Annotated in this window: 15 protein-coding genes and 2 pseudogenes; 14 read left to right on the top strand and 3 right to left on the bottom strand. The window is 44.8% G+C overall.

The genetic code is table 11. The features are described 5' to 3' along the window. Nucleotides 1-163 precede the first annotated feature (163 nt). A complete protein-coding gene (locus VHA01S_RS18335) occupies nt 164-331 on the bottom strand; it encodes a hypothetical protein (protein WP_023403583.1) in 168 nt (55 codons plus the stop codon). Nucleotides 332-677: 346 nt separating this feature from the next. Between VHA01S_RS18335 and cmk the strand changes: the two genes are divergently transcribed. The 6 genes from cmk (at nt 678) to pyrF (ending at nt 5,980) form a co-directional block, all read left to right on the top strand. Further along, complete coding sequence (gene cmk / locus VHA01S_RS06630) at nt 678-1,355, top strand: (d)CMP kinase (RefSeq protein WP_023403584.1); 678 nt, start codon at nt 678-680, stop codon at nt 1,353-1,355. Between the two features lie 121 nt (nt 1,356-1,476). Then, a complete protein-coding gene (gene rpsA, locus VHA01S_RS06635; RefSeq protein ID WP_021712674.1) occupies nt 1,477-3,147 on the top strand; it encodes a 30S ribosomal protein S1 in 1,671 nt (556 codons plus the stop codon). An 80-nt stretch (nt 3,148-3,227) separates the two neighbouring features. Then, on the top strand, nt 3,228-3,512 hold the full coding sequence (gene ihfB / locus VHA01S_RS06640) for an integration host factor subunit beta (RefSeq protein ID WP_023403585.1): 285 nt from the start codon (nt 3,228-3,230) through the stop codon (nt 3,510-3,512). Between the two features lie 201 nt (nt 3,513-3,713). Beyond that, nucleotides 3,714-4,019, top strand: a complete 306-nt coding sequence (locus VHA01S_RS06645) for a lipopolysaccharide assembly protein LapA domain-containing protein (RefSeq protein WP_023403586.1) — start codon at nt 3,714-3,716, stop codon at nt 4,017-4,019. Nucleotides 4,020-4,027: 8 nt separating this feature from the next. After that, nucleotides 4,028-5,197: a lipopolysaccharide assembly protein LapB gene (lapB, locus tag VHA01S_RS06650; RefSeq protein ID WP_023403587.1), complete on the top strand. Its 1,170-nt coding sequence runs from the start codon at nt 4,028-4,030 to the stop codon at nt 5,195-5,197. A gap of 90 nt (nt 5,198-5,287) precedes the next feature. Next, nucleotides 5,288-5,980, top strand: a complete 693-nt coding sequence (gene pyrF / locus VHA01S_RS06655) for an orotidine-5'-phosphate decarboxylase (protein ID WP_023403588.1) — start codon at nt 5,288-5,290, stop codon at nt 5,978-5,980. A 93-nt stretch (nt 5,981-6,073) separates the two neighbouring features. On the opposite strand, the gene miaE is transcribed toward pyrF, so the two are convergent. Continuing rightward, on the bottom strand, nt 6,074-6,844 hold the full coding sequence (gene miaE, locus VHA01S_RS06660) for a tRNA isopentenyl-2-thiomethyl-A-37 hydroxylase MiaE (RefSeq protein WP_023403589.1): 771 nt from the start codon (nt 6,842-6,844) through the stop codon (nt 6,074-6,076). Nucleotides 6,845-7,002: 158 nt separating this feature from the next. Here miaE and cysB point away from each other — a divergent pair, with 158 nt between their 5' ends. Continuing rightward, complete coding sequence (gene cysB, locus VHA01S_RS06665) at nt 7,003-7,977, top strand: HTH-type transcriptional regulator CysB (protein ID WP_023403590.1); 975 nt, start codon at nt 7,003-7,005, stop codon at nt 7,975-7,977. A 50-nt stretch (nt 7,978-8,027) separates the two neighbouring features. Continuing rightward, complete coding sequence (locus VHA01S_RS06670) at nt 8,028-9,218, top strand: methyltransferase (protein ID WP_023403591.1); 1,191 nt, start codon at nt 8,028-8,030, stop codon at nt 9,216-9,218. A gap of 6 nt (nt 9,219-9,224) precedes the next feature. Here the strand turns inward: VHA01S_RS06670 and ald are convergent, their stop codons facing one another. After that, a complete protein-coding gene (ald, locus tag VHA01S_RS06675; protein ID WP_023403592.1) occupies nt 9,225-10,349 on the bottom strand; it encodes an alanine dehydrogenase in 1,125 nt (374 codons plus the stop codon). Nucleotides 10,350-10,505: 156 nt separating this feature from the next. Between ald and lrp the strand changes: the two genes are divergently transcribed. The 6 genes and pseudogenes from lrp to serS all read left to right on the top strand — a co-directional run bounded on the left by lrp (nt 10,506) and on the right by serS (nt 17,728). Next, nucleotides 10,506-10,997 (top strand): leucine-responsive transcriptional regulator Lrp, encoded by a 492-nt coding sequence (gene lrp / locus VHA01S_RS06680; RefSeq protein ID WP_021712683.1) that lies wholly within the window; start codon nt 10,506-10,508, stop codon nt 10,995-10,997. 122 nt (nt 10,998-11,119) lie between these two features. Further along, nucleotides 11,120-11,701, top strand: a pseudogene (locus VHA01S_RS18825) (DNA translocase FtsK 4TM domain-containing protein); the annotation flags it as partial. A 1,014-nt stretch (nt 11,702-12,715) separates the two neighbouring features. After that, nucleotides 12,716-14,344: pseudogene (locus tag VHA01S_RS18830) on the top strand (DNA translocase FtsK); the annotation flags it as partial. A 32-nt stretch (nt 14,345-14,376) separates the two neighbouring features. Then, on the top strand, nt 14,377-14,979 hold the full coding sequence (gene lolA / locus VHA01S_RS06690; RefSeq protein WP_023403594.1) for an outer membrane lipoprotein periplasmic chaperone LolA: 603 nt from the start codon (nt 14,377-14,379) through the stop codon (nt 14,977-14,979). A gap of 9 nt (nt 14,980-14,988) precedes the next feature. Beyond that, the gene (locus VHA01S_RS06695; protein WP_023403595.1) at nt 14,989-16,335 is read left to right on the top strand and encodes a replication-associated recombination protein A; all 1,347 of its coding nucleotides are present in this window, start codon (nt 14,989-14,991) and stop codon (nt 16,333-16,335) included. 85 nt (nt 16,336-16,420) lie between these two features. Beyond that, entirely contained in the window at nt 16,421-17,728 is a 1,308-nt protein-coding gene (gene serS / locus VHA01S_RS06700; protein ID WP_023403596.1) for a serine--tRNA ligase, read from the top strand. Nucleotides 17,729-17,797 lie beyond the last annotated feature (69 nt).

The raw sequence follows: 17,797 nt of genomic DNA on the forward strand, positions 1-17,797 counted from the left end.
CGATTGGTATTAGTACACAAGCTGACTTTAAAATAAACGTAGGGCTCTAGATGGTGACATCTAGAGCCCTTTTATATGCAGCCTTTTAAGTTTTTCCCCTAGTTTGTTTAGCTAGGGGAGTTTTCGCTTATCTCAGTTTATATAGCCTGATTATACGGTCTGATTATATAGTTTCGATGTTTAAACTTTCGTCTTTGCTTGCTTTCCACTTCAAGCCAAAGAAAGTAGCCAAACCAATAATTAGAATCGCGGCTATCCAACTACTGCTGTATGCAGGGTGTTGGTTAAAGCTGGTGATTTGTTTATAAAGCACCGCACTTAAGTAGGCCAAACTAAATGTCCAAATCGCAGTAAATGATAATCACTCTCTTTTACGGTTCTGTTTATAGGTTGGATGTGTGTGGGTAGACAGTCTCTTTGGAGCCAAGAGTTCATGGGTTGTTGTTTATGCAACTTAGAAAAATGCATTTACGAACTCATCATCATCCCATCATTGTCGTTAAGTAGCGTATAAATCAGGCATGCGGTCACGGGCGAGCGGTATCACGCTAATTTGCTTGCTAATCTTTGACAAACTTTCCTCGCACCACCGCCTAATAACCACTATAATATGCGCGCTCTCGATAGAGAGGTACACGGGCAAAGACCCACAATCACAAGAAACATCTGGAGTAATTATGTCTTCTCTTTCTCCTGTCATTACCGTCGACGGCCCAAGTGGGGCAGGTAAAGGCACTTTATGTATGATGTTGGCTGAAAAGTTAGGCTTCCAGTTGCTTGATTCTGGTGCAATTTATCGTGTTCTGGCTCTAGCAGCGATTCACCACGGTGTGGATATGGAATCTGAAGACGCTTTAGTACCACTTGCGACGCATTTAGACGTGCAGTTTATCGCCCAAGGCGATCTAGTGCAGGTAGTGTTAGAAGGTGAAGATGTTTCCGGTGAACTCAGAAAAGAAGAGACCGGAATGGCGGCCTCTAAAGTGGCGGCACTGCCTCGCGTTCGAGAAGCATTATTGCGTCGTCAACGCGCTTTTCAAACCGAGCCTGGCTTAGTGGCTGATGGCCGTGACATGGGAACCGTGGTTTTTCCAAGCGCCGTAGCTAAGATTTTCCTTGATGCGAGCGCGCAAGAGCGTGCCCAAAGACGCTTTAATCAGTTGCAAGGTAAGGGCTTAGAGGTTAGTATTGACCACCTTTTGAGCGAGATCCAAGAGCGCGACGACCGAGATCGTAACCGAACGGTTGCACCTTTACGTCCTGCGGATGACGCTTTAGTGCTTGATTCTACTGAACTTTCTATTGAAGAAGTGGTAGAAGAAGCCTTAAAATTTATAGAATCTAAGTTGTCTTGATCGTCTTTATTTAGGCTATCGAGACATTAAGGTACGTTGGTTGCAAGGATGATGACCGGCGAATTTATCAACCCCTCGTGGCAGGATGCCCGTGGACGTTTAAATATTGAAGATCAAATTAATGACTGAATCTTTTGCTCAACTCTTTGAAGAGTTTCTAAACGAAACTGAATTCCAACAAGGCAGCATCGTTAAAGGTACTGTAGTAGCTATCGAGAACGGTTTCGTTCTTGTTGACGCTGGCCTTAAGTCTGAATCTGCTATCCCTGCTGAACAATTCAAGAACGCTGCTGGCGAACTTGAAGTTGAAGTTGGTTCTGAAGTAGACGTAGCGCTTGACGCTGTTGAAGATGGTTTCGGTGAAACTCAACTTTCTCGTGAGAAAGCTAAGCGTCACGAAGCTTGGATCGTACTTGAGAAAGCTTACGAAGAAGCTGAAACTGTTGTTGGTATCATCAACGGTAAAGTTAAAGGCGGTTTCACTGTTGAACTAAACGGTATCCGTGCTTTCCTACCTGGTTCTCTAGTAGACGTACGTCCTATCCGCGACACTGCTCACCTAGAAAACAAAGAGCTAGAGTTCAAAGTTATCAAGCTTGACCAGAAGCGCAACAACGTTGTTGTTTCTCGTCGTGCTGTTATCGAATCTGAAAACAGTGTTGAGCGTGACGAACTTCTTGAGACTCTACAAGAAGGTACTGAAGTTAAAGGTATCGTTAAGAACCTTACTGACTACGGTGCATTCGTTGACCTTGGCGGCGTAGACGGCCTACTTCACATCACTGATATGGCTTGGAAACGTGTTAAGCACCCATCTGAGATCGTAAACGTTGGTGACGAGATCCTAGTTAAAGTTCTTAAGTTTGACCGTGAGCGCACTCGTGTTTCTCTAGGTCTTAAACAACTTGGCGAAGATCCATGGGTAGCAATCGCTAAGCGTTACCCAGAAGGTCACAAACTGACTGGTCGCGTTACTAACCTAACTGATTACGGCTGCTTCGTAGAAATCGAAGAAGGCGTTGAAGGTCTAGTACACGTTTCTGAAATGGATTGGACTAACAAGAACATCCACCCTTCTAAAGTTGTTAACGTAGGCGACGAAGTTGAGGTTATGGTTCTTGAGATTGACGAAGAACGTCGTCGTATCTCTCTAGGTCTAAAACAATGTAAAGCTAACCCTTGGCAGTCATTCGCTGAAATTCAAGCGAAAGGCGACAAGGTTACTGGTAAGATCAAGTCTATCACTGACTTCGGTATCTTTATCGGTCTAGAAGGCGGCATTGACGGTCTAGTACACCTATCTGACATTTCTTGGAACGTTGCTGGTGAAGAAGCAGTACGCGAATACAAGAAAGGCGATGAAATCTCAGCAGTTGTTCTTGCAGTAGATGCAGAGCGTGAGCGTATTTCTCTTGGCGTTAAGCAAATGGAAAACGACCCGTTCAACAACTACGTTGCTGACAACAAAAAAGGTGCTCTAGTTTCTGGTACTGTAACTGCAGTTGACGCAAAAGGTGCTACAATTGAACTTGTAGACGGCGTTGAAGGTTACATCCGTGCTTCTGAAGTATCTCGTGACCGTATCGAAGATGCGTCTCTAATCCTAAGCGTTGGCGATAGCGTTGAAGCTAAGTTCACCGGTGTAGACCGTAAGAACCGCGTAATCAACCTATCTATCAAAGCTAAAGATCAAGCTGAAGAGCAAGAAGCAATGGCTTCACTGAACAAAGCTGAAGACGGCGGTTTCGGTAACGCTATGGCTGATGCATTCAAGGCTGCTAAAGGCGAATAATCACTTTTTTAATTAAAAGTTAGACGCTAAGAGGGAGCCCACAAGGCTCCCTTTTTTTTGATTTGTGAATGAGGGAAACTATGACTAAGTCTGAGTTGATAGAAAGACTGTGTGCAGAGCAGGCACACTTATCTGCCAAAGAAATTGAAGATGCTGTAAAAGAAATTATTGAACATATGGCTGACACCCTAGAAACGGGTGAGCGAATCGAGATTCGCGGTTTCGGTAGTTTTTCTCTTCATTATCGTGAGCCACGTATGGGACGTAATCCTAAGACAGGCGATCAAGTTGAGTTGGACGGAAAATTTGTTCCTCACTTTAAACCAGGAAAAGCATTACGCGAACGTGTAAATGATGGCTTATAGTCAAACCTATTAAATAAAACGGCACTTCACTCTTGAAGTGCCGTTTTTTCTTTAAGCTTTGCTCACTGGATGCAAATTTGACGTCAAAAATTTCATTTTTGGATACTCAAGTTGATGATAATTATTGATTTAACATGGTGTAGAGTGGCGAATTACTGCATAATCAAAGCTATTACATTGATTTAAAAAAGGGTCATCCTAGTGAAAATTTTGAAGATAGCGTTAGTGTTGGTTCTGTTTCTGATTGCCTTAGCATTAGGCGCACAAAATCAAGAAGTTGTCACCTTTGACTATTTATTAGCAGAAGGCACCTTCCATCTGTCAACCTTGATTGGCGTAGTATTTGTGGTGGGCTTTGTCATTGCGGGTGTTATTTTCGGTAGCATGCTTTTTAAATCTAGACTTCAAGTAAGAAAACTAAATCGTAAGTTGAAAAAATTGACTCCTCAAATGACCGCAACGACGACGACAGCTCCTGTCCCTGCGACAAATAAGTTAAATAAGTAATCTGTTAAATGCTTGAGTTACTGTTTCTACTCTTACCAATTGCAGCAGCCTATGGGTGGTACATGGGGCAGCGCAGTGCACGTCAAGATAATCAGAGACATTCCAATCAGATCTCACGCCAATATGTTCATGGTTTAAACCTGCTACTGTCAGAACAGTCAGATAAAGCGGTTGACCACTTTATCGAGCTATTACAGGTCGATGACGAGACCATTGATACGCATTTAGCTTTAGGTAACTTATTCCGCTCAAGGGGCGAGGTGGATAGGGCTATCCGTATTCACCAAAGTTTGATCTCTCGTACCGAGCTGACCATAGATCAAAAAAATATTGCGCTACAACAGCTGGCAAAAGATTATATGGTGTCGGGCTTCCTAGACCGTGCCGAGAAGATTTACGAGCAGCTGGTGGATGAACCCGATCATAAAGAGCCTGCACTACAACAGCTAGTGGCTATCTATCAGCAAACCAAAGAGTGGAATAAAGCTATTCACTACGCCGGTATGTTGGTGAAAATGGGGCGCAAAAAGATGCGCACCAGTATCTCGCATTATTGGTGTGAATTAGCCATTCACGAGAAGGCGTTTGGCAAGCGCAGTAAAACCATTCAATATTTCAAAAAAGCACTATCTGAAGACGCTAAATGCGTACGTGCCAATATCTCTTTGGGGCGCATTTATATGGAAACCGAAGAGTACCCGAAAGCCCTTCGATACCTAGAAGCGATTTTAGCGCAAGACGTCGATTATATTAGCGAAGTGCTGCCAAATATTGCTGACTGTTATCACCATTTAGGTTTAGAGTCTGACTTACTTTCCTTTTTAAGAAAGTGCATGGAAAAAGACGCAGGTGTCTCGGTTGAATTGATGTTGGCACAAATTGTTGCTCAACATGAAGGGAGCGTTGCTGCGCAAGCCTTACTAACCCGTCAGCTCACCAAAAACCCAACCATGAAAGGTTTTTATCGCCTTATTGGTTATCACGCATCAGAAGCTGAAGAGGGCAACGCAAAAGATAGCCTGACTCATCTGCAAGCTATGGTGGGTGAGCAGTTAAAAGTAAAACCTCATCATCGATGCCGTAAATGTGGCTATTCGACCCACGCGCTACATTGGCACTGTCCTTCTTGTCGCAGTTGGGGCAGCATCAAGCCTATTCGTGGCTTAGACGGAGAATAAAAGCGCTGCTAGATCTAACATTCTGTTTGATAGGAGGTTAGAATAGGCGCGCTTTACTCTTTATGCCCCCTCTAATTAGGAGACCCTTCGATGGATCAAAAAGTGATTGTTGCCTTAGATTACGACAACAAAACCGACGCTTTAAACTTTATTGACCGAATTGACCCAGCTTCTTGCCGCCTTAAAGTGGGTAAAGAAATGTTTACTTTATTTGGTCCTGAGTTTGTAAAACAACTCCATCAGAAAGGCTTTTCTGTATTTCTAGACCTTAAATTCCATGATATTCCAAATACGTGTTCAAAAGCCGTTCGTGCGGCCGCTGAAATGGGTGTATGGATGGTGAATGTTCACGCCAGTGGTGGTGAGCGTATGATGACAGCATCACGTGAAATCTTAGAACCTTACGGTAAAGACCGTCCGCTATTAATTGGTGTGACTGTTCTAACCAGTATGGAACAAACCGATTTAGCCGGTATTGGCTTAAATGTAGAGCCTGCTGAGCAAGTATTGCGTTTAGCGAATCTGACTAAAAATAGCGGTTTAGACGGCGTGGTATGTTCAGCACAAGAAGCTAACTTCTTAAAAACCGAACTGGGTAAACAATTTAAATTGGTGACTCCGGGCATTCGTCCTGCAGGCGCTGATGTTGGCGATCAAAAACGCATCATGACTCCAGTTGATGCTATCCAAGCCGGTTCTGATTACCTTGTGATCGGTCGTCCAATTACTCAAGCGGCTGATCCTGCGCAAGTACTAGCGCAAATTAATGCCACTCTGGCTTAATTGCTAGCACTGCGAACAAACCTATACTAAGCATGCAGAGTTTCTCTGCATGCTCATTTCATCTTTATTGTTCTGATTTATAAAACCGCTTCTCTATAAAACCGCTTCATTAACCGGTACGCCACTATGAAATTTAAATTCATGGTCATCAGTACTGATAAGCTGCGCTTCTACTTTCGCAAAATATTCAATACGTTCGCTGATATCTTCCCCTGCAATTTGTTCAGCTAAACTCAAGTAATCCTGATAATGACGCGCCTCTGAGCGAAGTAACGAAATATAGAAAGTGCGAATATCTTCATCCATATAAGGGGCGAGGGCAGCAAATCGTTCACAAGAACGCGCTTCGATAAAAGCACCGATAATCAGTTTATCAATTAAGGTTTGCGGCTCATAAGTGCGAACGTGTTTCAGTAGGCCTTTCGCGTAACGACCGGCAGGTACGTGTTGGTATTCAATGCCTCTATCGACCATTATTTCTAATACTTGATAAAAATGATGCAACTCTTCTTTTATCAGCAATACCATTTTATCGATAAGATCTTGGCTGTAGGGAGAGTCTGACTGCGCAATGATCCCCTTTGAAATATTACTTTTGCCTTTTAAACTTGCCAGATCGCCAACGCCTTTATATGCAAACTCTTCGTATGGTTTAAACCAATTCAGAAGCTGCTGTTTACTGTCATTATTGGCCGCGTATTTACGAATTAAAAACATCGCCGATTGACCTGCTTTTAATTCACATAACAGGTGATCAATCAGCACAATCGGTAAGCGCTCAGGTTTTTTTGCTTCGTCTATCCATTGTGTGGGAGTGGCGCAGTTGAGAAATTGATGAATAGGAGCGAGCAGTTGTTGATACATGTGAGATCCAAGGTGATTACAGCTAGGTGTAGCCTAAGAAATTTGATCTAGTATGTCTATAGTGGCGAATTGTTTGTGATAATTTACGAAACTACTATTCAATATAAACAAAAAGCGTTATAACTAATCATTATATATAAAGGAGTCCGAGGCATAATATGAAGCTACAGCAACTAAGATACATAGTAGAAGTTGTTAATCATAACCTGAACGTATCCGCTACTGCTGAAAGTCTTTATACCTCTCAGCCGGGTATTAGTAAACAGGTTAGATTGCTTGAAGATGAACTGGGTGTTCAAGTATTTGAGCGAAGCGGCAAACATTTAACTCAAGTGACTCCCGCTGGTGGCGAAATTATCAAGATTTCACGTGAGATTTTATCGCGCGTTGAATCCATTAAGTCGGTTGCCTCAGAGCATACCCATCCCGAAATGGGGACTTTAAACATCACCACCACTCATACTCAAGCCCGTTATGCACTTCCGGATGTGATTAAAGGCTTTACCACTCGCTACCCTAAAGTGTCTCTTAACATGCACCAAGGTACGCCGTCACAAATGTCGCAAGCCATTGCCAAAGGCACCGCCAACTTTGCGATTGCCACCGAAGCCCTGCATTTGTATCACGACGCCATCATGTTGCCGTGCTACCACTGGAACCGTTCAATCGTTGTAACTCGTGACCATCCTTTAGCGTCTAAATCTCATGTCACGATTGAAGACCTTGCCGCCTACCAGCTAGTGACTTATGTGTTTGGCTTTACTGGGCGCTCAGAGTTAGATACCGCCTTTAACGCCGCAGGATTAACGCCAAGAATCGTATTTACCGCAACGGATGCAGATGTCATCAAAACCTATGTACGTATGGGCATTGGTGTCGGCGTAATTGCCAGCATGGCGATTGATGCAGAACAAGATAAAGATCTGGTTGCCATTGATGCTAGCCATATCTTTGGTGCAAGTACCACCAGCATTGGCTTTAGACGCGGTACTTTCTTGAGAAGTTACATGTTTGATTTTGTCGAGCGTTTTGCGCCCCACTTAACTCGACCTGTAGTTGAACAAGCGATTTCATTGAAAAATAATCATGAAGTCTCTGAAATGTTTAAAGATATCGACCTTCCAATTCGTTAATCATTCCTAATTGACGGACTTCCCTCTAGAATAGCCGTCTAGGGGGAAGCATGCGCACACAATATAAACAACTTGACCATCTATTGCTTGAGCACCAACACTATTGGCGCTTTGAGCCTTTTCATGCCAGTCAAACATTAGAACACCGTTTTACTCATACCGAGCTTGGAACATGGCTCGATGGCCTTAGCATGTCTGATGTGCAAGGTTTTAAGCAAGATCTCCCGAGTTTATTAAGCCAATTAACCGAATATCTGCCACAGCTCACAGAGCTGACACAGTTTTGCCAACTAGATAAAAGTGCGCTGACTTCGTTAACTTTAGATTCGCATTTAAGCTCAGGTATTCCGGGGCGAAAGCTGTCGCAAATTACCGCCATGGGCTCACAGGCGTTGGCGACTCATCATGGTAGCGAATGGCTTGAATGGTGTGCAGGTAAAGGCTTTTTAGGTCGAATATTGGCCCATCATAGCCAGCAAGCTGTCACCAGTTTTGAATGGCAAGAGTCTTTGTGTCAGCAAGGGCAACTTGACGCGGATAAACAGCAGTTACCCGTGCATTTTGTGCAGGGCGATGCCTTTGCTTGCGATCATCAAAGTGTATTTAATTCTAATCAACATGCAGTGGCCTTGCATGCCTGCGGAGACTTACATGTCTCTTTGATGCAGCACGCCACTCAATATCAACTTCCTACGCTATCGATTGCCCCTTGTTGCTATCACCTTATCCAAGCAGACCGTTATCAACCTTTGTCTAGTTTGGGTCAACAATCGAATTTAGCGTTGTCAAAAACCGAACTGCGTATTCCTCTGCAAGAGACCGTCACCGGAGGGGAGAGGGTATTAAAACATCGCTTCTTAGAAATGAGTTATCGATTGGGCTTAGATGAATTACTGCGCAAAGAACTAGGGTTTGCGGAATATCAACCGATCCCAAGTGTAAAAAAATCACAATTGCAGTTGGGTTTTGAAGCCTTTTGCCAATGGGCGGCTGAGCGAAAAGGGCTTGCATTACCTAAGTGCGATTTTATTCACTATCAAACTCTTGGCGAGCAACGTTTTGTTCGAATGGAAAAGCTCAGTTTAATTCAAATGGCGTTTCATCGTCCGTTAGAAATGTGGTTGATATTGGACAAGGCACTCTTTTTGGAAGAGCGTGGCTATCAAGTAGGCTTAACCGAGTTTTGCGATAAAAAAATAACACCGCGTAATATTTTAATACACGCGGTGTTATCTCGATAAACAGAATTAGTGGACTTTTGCGATAGCTTCGGTCGGATCTACGTATTCAAGGTTAAAATTCTCCGCCACTTCCTTGCATGTGACCATGCCATGAATGACGTTTAAACCGTTTAAGAAGCCAGCATCTTGAGTTAAGGCTTCTTTGTAGCCCATATTCGCCAGTCGAAGAATATACGGCAAGGTCGCGTTATTTAGCGCATAAGTAGAGGTTCTTGCTACTGCGCCCGGCATATTTGCCACACAATAGTGAACCACATCGTCGACAATGTAGATAGGATCAGCATGGGTTGTGGCGTGTGAAGTTTCAAAACAGCCGCCTTGATCGATAGCCACATCCACAATTGCCGCGCCCGGCTTCATAGATTTTATGTGTCTTTTTGTTACAAGCTTTGGCGCTGCTGCGCCGGGTATAAGTACCGCACCAATCACTAAATCAGCGTCAAGAACGTGACGGTTTAATGCTTCTTCGGTGGAATAAACCAGTTTAGCACGTCCTTGAAATTCTTCATCTAATGTGCGCAATGTGTGAATGTTGCGATCTAAAATAGTCACGTCAGCACGCATACCGACCGCCATTCTAGCTGCGTTTGATCCCACAACACCGCCGCCAATGACGACGACTTTAGCCGGTTCAACTCCGGGCACTCCACCTAATAATAATCCACGTCCGCCGTTAGATTTTTCTAAAGCCTGCGCACCTGCTTGAATAGACATTCTGCCAGCAACTTCTGACATTGGAGCCAAAAGAGGTAGCTGATTTAAGTGGTCGGTCACGGTTTCATAAGCAATGCATACCGCTTTGCTATTGATTAGTTCCTCAGTTTGTGGAAAATCAGGAGCTAAGTGTAAATAAGTAAACAATATTTGCCCTTCGCGAAGCATTGCTCGCTCGATGGCTTGAGGTTCTTTTACCTTCACGATCATCTCTGCTTGAGCAAAAATTTCCGTTGCGGTTGGAAGAATGGATGCACCTGCTGCGATATAATCATCGTCGCTGAAACCGATGCCGCTGCCGGCTTGTGTTTCAACTATAACTCGGTGTCCGTTAGAGGTAACTTCTCTTACGCTGTCTGGGACCATACCAACACGATATTCATGGTTCTTGATCTCTTTAGGGATACCAATGATCATCCTGACTCCTTATTGTTTTATAGTTATATAAGCTGTATATCTAACGCCTGTAGGGTGTTATTTACTAGTATAATGTTATTTATATAAAATTTAATGCTGAATATTTTAATATTGTAGTGTATGTCGTTGCAAGGAAGTAAAAAGGTGGAGCAAAGCATGATAGAAGCGAGTAAACCGTCCAAGGAACTGGACCGAATAGACAGAAATATTCTTAGTGAATTACAAAAAGATGGTCGAATCTCTAATGTAGAGCTGTCTAAGCGTGTTGGTTTATCTCCAACCCCTTGCTTGGAAAGGGTGCGACGTTTAGAGCGTCAAAATTATATTTTAGGATATACCGCGCAGTTAAACCCACAATATTTAGACGCATCATTATTGGTGTTTGTCGAAATTACTCTCAATCGTGGTGCGCCAGATGTGTTCGAACAATTTAATGAAGCCGTGCAAAAACTGGATGATATTCAAGAATGTCACTTAGTTTCCGGTGATTTTGATTACTTGTTAAAAACTCGAGTGTCAGATATGGGAGCTTATCGTAAATTGTTAGGAGATACTCTTCTTCGTTTACCGGGTGTTAATGACACTCGCACATATGTTGTCATGGAAGAAGTAAAACAGAGCAACAACTTGGTCATTAAGACTCGTTAAATGACTATTACCCAAGGTTCTATTTGGGTTTTTGCCTCTGCATGTGTTTAAATGAAGATACTCATGAGCGACAGTAGTCGCTCATGTCATTTTTGTCCGACCTAGACTCACATGCAATGGATATGTTGAAAAGAAATCCTAAAATTCGAACTATAGTTCACACGTCTCCAAAAAAATCGAACACTCATCTTTCAGGCATACAACGCCTGCGTGAAGGGTGCTTAATTATTGGGGTACTCATGGCCGTCTTAATGGCGGTATCTTTGATGTCGTTTAGCCCAGCTGATCCCTCTTGGTCTCAGACCGCTTGGGGCAGTGATGTGTCCAACGCCGGTGGACTGCTAGGCGCATGGGTAGGGGATACGCTGTTATTTACTTTTGGCGTATTGGCTTACTTTATTCCCGCCGTTATCGTACTGCTATCTTGGATTGTTTTCCGTAAACGTTCTCACTCCGAACCTATTGATTTGATGCTGTGGGCAACAAGGTTGCTTGGCGGCGCATTATTGATAGTGACAAGCTGTGGTCTAGCGGATCTCAATTTTGATGATATCTGGTATTTCTCATCAGGTGGGGTAGCGGGCGATGTGATCGCAAGCCTAGCTCTACCAACGTTAAATACTTTAGGTACTACGTTAGCACTGCTGTTTATCTGGGGTGCATCGTTCACGCTATTTACAGGTATCTCTTGGTTATCGCTAGTTGAGCATATCGGTCAGGGCACAATGTCCCTTATCAGCTCATGCTTGAACTTTGTCCGTGGCGATAAAGAACAAGTAATAGAGCCCACTCGTCTTGATGATCAAAAACTGGTTTACGCTGATACTACGCCAGAAGTCACAGCGCCAATGAATACCGATGAGTCAGTGCCTAATGTATCTACAGCCAATGCTGATACCGCCTCTGACGATGAGCCGTACAAAATCTACATGCCAGAGAGCAGCGACGATGATACGTTTGCTTTTGACCGCGTAAATAACTTAAACGCCCCGATAGACCAACTCGAGCGTGACGCACAATTGGCGAACGACTACGTCGATTTAGATCCATTAATGGATGTAATGCCTCCGCTAGAGGAGACGGCGCCAAATGTCACACAGACAGCGGTGAATGCTGAACAAACACAAGCGCCACAACAAGCATCAGTACAACCTGACATCGCCATACCAAACCCTGCACAACCTCACGCAGCCAATGCTGTTGCAAGTACGGCTACAAGTGCTGTCGCTGGTGTTGCCGCTACGGTTGCATCGCAAGTGGCGCCAACGACGCAACCACCAATTTATGAAGGCTCGTCAGCTCCAGTCAATCACGCTGAGTTTGAAGCGACCAATATAGAAGCGGATGATATTGAGTTTGAGGACGGATTTACCGATTTTGATATCGAAGAAGGTGAAAAAGTCACGCCAAGTTTCTCTTCGCACAGCTTTGATGAAGTTGAAGACACTACCAATTCGATTGAATTAGAAGATGAGTTAGACGAGGCCACTGCGCCAGCAATGACCTTTGACGAGCACACTCAATCACCTATTGAGCCACAACCTGTTTCTGTTGATGCTTTAGCGCAACAGACCACGGCTGAATCGCACGTAGAACACAGCCCAGAGTTTGATGGACACGTTTCTACGGAAGCGGCATTCGAACCTCACGAAACGGCTGAGCCTGAAGCGGTAGCAACAATGGTTGAAGAAGCGGCAATCGCTCAAGAGCCTGTGCTTGAAGACGAACCCGTTGTTGAAGAAATGAGTGAAGCGGAAGCCTTTGCTAAGCAAGTTGAAAGAGCCAGAGCGCGCGACGCGGCATCGCAAAACCCGTTCTTAATTCGCCAAGACGAAGATTTGCCAGCGGTGACCACACCACTGCCAACGTTAGAATTGTTGTATCACCCTGAGAAGCGTGCCAACAATATTGATAGGGAAGCCTTACAAGGCATCGCTCGTTTGGTGGAATCAAAACTGGCGGATTATAAGATAAAAGCGACTGTGGCAGGCATTTTCCCAGGTCCGGTAATCACTCGCTTTGAACTTGATCTCGCTCCTGGGGTCAAAGTTTCTAGAATTTCAAGTTTATCTATGGACTTAGCTCGTTCACTGTCTGCGTTAGCGGTACGTGTAGTTGAGGTTATTCCGGGCAAACCTTATGTGGGTTTAGAACTGCCAAATATGACCCGTCAGACCGTGTATTTATCTGACGTTATTAGCAGTCCGCAATTCCAAGAAAATACCTCACCAACGGCTGTGGTATTAGGGCAAGATATCGCAGGTGATGCAGTCGTCGCTGATTTATCGAAAATGCCACACGTATTGGTTGCCGGTACCACAGGTTCGGGTAAATCGGTGGGTGTGAACGTAATGATTCTGAGTATGTTGTATAAATCAACGCCAGAAGACGTTCGTTTCATCATGATCGATCCAAAAATGCTTGAGCTATCCATCTACGAAGGTATTCCTCATCTTCTTTCAGAAGTTGTGACGGATATGAAAGATGCATCTAATGCATTGCGTTGGTGTGTTGGCGAGATGGAACGTCGTTATAAACTGATGTCAGCATTGGGCGTGCGTAACCTAAAAGGTTTCAACGACAAACTGAAAATGGCGGCCGATGCAGGTTACCCAATCCAAGATCCATTATGGAAGCCGGGCGATAGCATGGACGAAGAAGCGCCTATGCTGGAAAAACTGCCTTATATCGTAGTGGTGGTGGATGAATTTGCCGACCTGATTATGGTAGTTGGTAAAAAAGTCGAAGAGTTGATTGCTCGTATTGCGCAAAAAGCGCGTGCGGCAGGTATTCACCTTGTACTGGCAACGCAACGTCCATCGGTCGATGTAATTACCGGTTTGATTAAAGCCAATATTCCAACTCGTGTGGCGTTTACGGTTTCGACCAAAACCGATTCACGTACCATTTTGGATCAAGGCGGCGCTGAATCCTTGCTCGGTATGGGTGATATGTTGTACCTACCACCGGGTTCAAGCCATACCATTCGTGTACACGGTGCCTTTGCCTCAGATGATGATGTGCATGCGGTTGTGAACGATTGGAAAGCGCGTGGTAAACCGCGCTACATTGAAGAAATCACCAAAGGTGAGCCTTCACCAGATACGTTATTACCGGGTGAGAAAATGGAAGGTGCAGAAGATACCGACCCATTATTTGACCAAGTGGTTGAGCATGTCACAGAAACGCGTCGCGGTTCAGTGTCAGGCGTGCAACGTCGCTTCAAAATCGGTTATAACCGAGCGGCACGTATTGTTGAGCAACTTGAAGCTCAAGGTATTGTTTCGGCGCCAGCACACAACGGTAATCGTGAGGTGCTTGCGCCACCTCCAATTAAAGATATGTAATGGGCCTCTTGGCCCAGTTTTCAGAGAGTAATATGAAAAAACTATTAATTAGCGTTTTAGTGTTAGTTTCCAGCGCAGCCTTTGCCAACCCTCAACAAGAGTTGGTTCAGCGTCTTGATAAAACCGATGGTTTTACCGCCAACTTTGCGCAAACTGTGGTCAGCCCTGACAACGAAGTGGTCATGCAAGGCACTGGTACCGTTGAAATTGCCAGACCAAGCATGTTCCGTTGGTCTACGAACTCGCCAGATGAAAACCTGTTGGTGTCAGATGGTGAAACGCTTTGGTATTACAGCCCATTCATTGAGCAAGTGAGCATTTACAAACAAGAGCAAGCCTCTGAGCAAACGCCGTTTGTATTGCTAACTCGCAACAAAGCCAGCGATTGGGATAAATATAGCGTGGAACAAAACGGTGACAGCTTCACCTTAACGCCAACCGATAAAGCTTCAACACAAGGTCAGTTCCAGCTAAACATCGATAAAGCCGGTGAGATCTCAGGCTTTAACGTGATTGAGCAAGACGGTCAGCGCAGTAAATTCACGTTCAGTGATTATCACTCGCAAGTATCACCGAAAAACCGCTTTGTATTTACTATCCCAAATGGGGTAGAAGTTGATGATCAGCGAAACTAAGCCGCTATCATGAGCAATATGCAGTTTGATTTCTCATCGGGTGAAGACTTTCGCCCGTTAGCCGCTCGAATGCGTCCTCGCACCCTTGAAGAGTACATCGGTCAGCAACATGTGTTGGCGCCGGGTAAACCCCTCTACAGAGCCTTACAAGCCGGTCAACTGCACTCCATGATTTTGTGGGGGCCTCCAGGCACAGGTAAAACCACTTTAGCCGAAGTGGCGGCCAGTTATGCCGATGCTCGTGTAGAGCGTATCTCTGCGGTGACCTCTGGGGTGAAGGACATCCGCGCCGCCATCGAAAAAGCCCGTGATAATAAACTTGCCGGTCATCGCACCATCTTATTTGTCGATGAAGTACACCGCTTCAATAAAAGTCAGCAAGATGCCTTTTTGCCACACATCGAAGATGGGACAGTGACATTTATTGGCGCAACCACCGAAAACCCATCTTTTGAACTTAATAACGCACTGCTGTCTCGCGCTCGCGTGTACAAGCTAGGCTCGTTAAACACCCAAGATATTGAACAGGTGATAGAGCAAGCCTTAAATGACCAAGAGCGAGGCTTAGGCAAGCTACAGGCTCAGTTTATCGACGAAAGTGATAAACGTCTTGCCGAGCTTGTCAGTGGCGATGCGCGTATGGCGCTGAACTATCTTGAATTGCTTTTTGATATGGCACCAGAAAAGAATTCGGTCAAACAGATAGACCTTGAGTTATTGGCGCAGGTGGCTGGCTCTAAGGTAGCTCGCTTTGATAACAAAGGCGATATTTGGTACGACCTCATTTCTGCGGTGCATAAATCCATTCGCGGTTCTGATCCCGATGGCGCTCTGTATTGGAGCGCACGCATGCTCAAAGCGGGATGCGACCCTCTATATATTGCGCGCCGTTTATTAGCTATTGCCTCTGAAGATATTGGCAACGCCGACCCAAGAGCGATGCAAGTGGCAATCAGTGCATGGGATTGCTTTACCCGTATTGGCCCTGCCGAAGGTGAGCGTGCCTTAGCGCAAGCGGTGGTGTATTTGGCCTGTGCACCTAAAAGTAACGCGGTGTACAAAGCATGGAAACAAGCCCTGCAAGATGCTGAGGATACCTCTGAGCTTGAAGTGCCTCATCACTTACGCAATGCGCCCACTAAGCTAATGCAAGATTTAGGCTATGGGGAAGGGTATCGATATGCTCATGATGAACCGGGCGCGTATGCCGCAGGCGAGAGCTATTTCCCGCCAGAGATGCGCGACACCCGTTACTATTTTCCAGAAAACCGTGGCTTAGAAAGCAAAATTGCTGAAAAGCTGAACTATCTGCATTCATTAGACGAAAAAAGCACACGAAAGCGCTACAAAAAGTAGTGGTTTTTCGCTATCTTTGTTCGGTTGAAATTTTCCCATTTTTTGGCTCCTTGAGAGTTATCGTTAACTACACGCAGGATTAGCAATGCTAGATTCTAAATTATTTCGTACAGAGCTGGACGAAACAGCAGCAAAACTAGCCCGTCGAGGTTACACCTTAGACGTTGATACCATTCGCCAACTGGAAGAACAGCGTAAAGCTATTCAAGTTGATGTTGAGAACTTGCAATCCACGCGTAACTCCATCTCCAAGCAAATTGGTCAAAAGATGGCTGCTGGCGATAAAGCAGGCGCTGACGAAATCAAAAAACAAATCGGTACTCTAGGCTCAGATTTAGATGCGAAGAAAGTAGAGCTAGCAGAAGTGCTTTCTCAGCTAGAAGACATCACTCTTTCTGTTCCAAACTTGCCAGACGACTCTGTACCAACCGGTAAAGACGAAAACGAAAACGTTGAAGTGACTCGTTGGGGCACACCAAAAGAGTACGACTTTGAAGTGAAAGATCACGTTGATCTTGGTGAACTTGCAGGCGGTCTAGACTTCGCAAGCGCAACCAAAATCACTGGCGCTCGTTTCATCGTGATGAAGGGCCAATTTGCGCGTCTACACCGCGCGATTGCTCAGTTTATGCTAAACCTTCACACCGAAGAGCACGGCTACACAGAAATGTACGTACCGTACCTAGTAAACTCAGACAGCCTATTTGGTACAGGTCAATTACCTAAATTTGGTGAAGACCTATTCCACACAGAACCACTGACTGAAAAAGTAAACGATGAAGAGCCACGTAAACTGTCTTTGATTCCTACAGCAGAAGTACCAGTGACTAACATGGTACGTGACACCATCGTTGATGAAGCAGACCTGCCAATCAAGATGACAGCACACACTCCATGTTTCCGCTCAGAAGCAGGTTCTTACGGTCGTGATACTCGCGGTCTTATCCGCATGCACCAATTCGACAAAGTGGAACTTGTGCAAATCACTCGTCCAGAAGATTCAATGGATGCGCTAGAAGAGCTAACAGGCCACGCTGAGAAAGTACTGCAATTGCTAGAACTTCCTTACCGTAAAGTGGTTCTTTGTACTGGTGATATGGGCTTCGGCGCTCGTAAAACTTACGACCTAGAAGTTTGGGTTCCAGCGCAAAAAACATACCGTGAAATCTCTTCATGTTCAAACACATGGGATTTCCAAGCACGTCGTATGCAAGCTCGCTTCCGTCGTAAAGCCGAGAAGAAACCAGAGTTGCTACACACACTAAACGGTTCAGGCCTTGCAGTAGGTCGTACTATGGTAGCTATCCTTGAAAACTACCAACAAGCAGACGGTCGCATCGAGATCCCTGCGGTACTACAACAGTACATGGGCGGATTAACTCATATCGGTTAATTCTGCTAGGTTGTAAAAACCGGCTGACTTATTTGAAACCACCTAGCAGTATTGTTAGGTGGTTTTTTT

The sequence above is a fragment of the Vibrio halioticoli NBRC 102217 genome (assembly GCF_000496695.1).
GTDB classification, from domain to species: domain Bacteria; phylum Pseudomonadota; class Gammaproteobacteria; order Enterobacterales; family Vibrionaceae; genus Vibrio; species Vibrio halioticoli.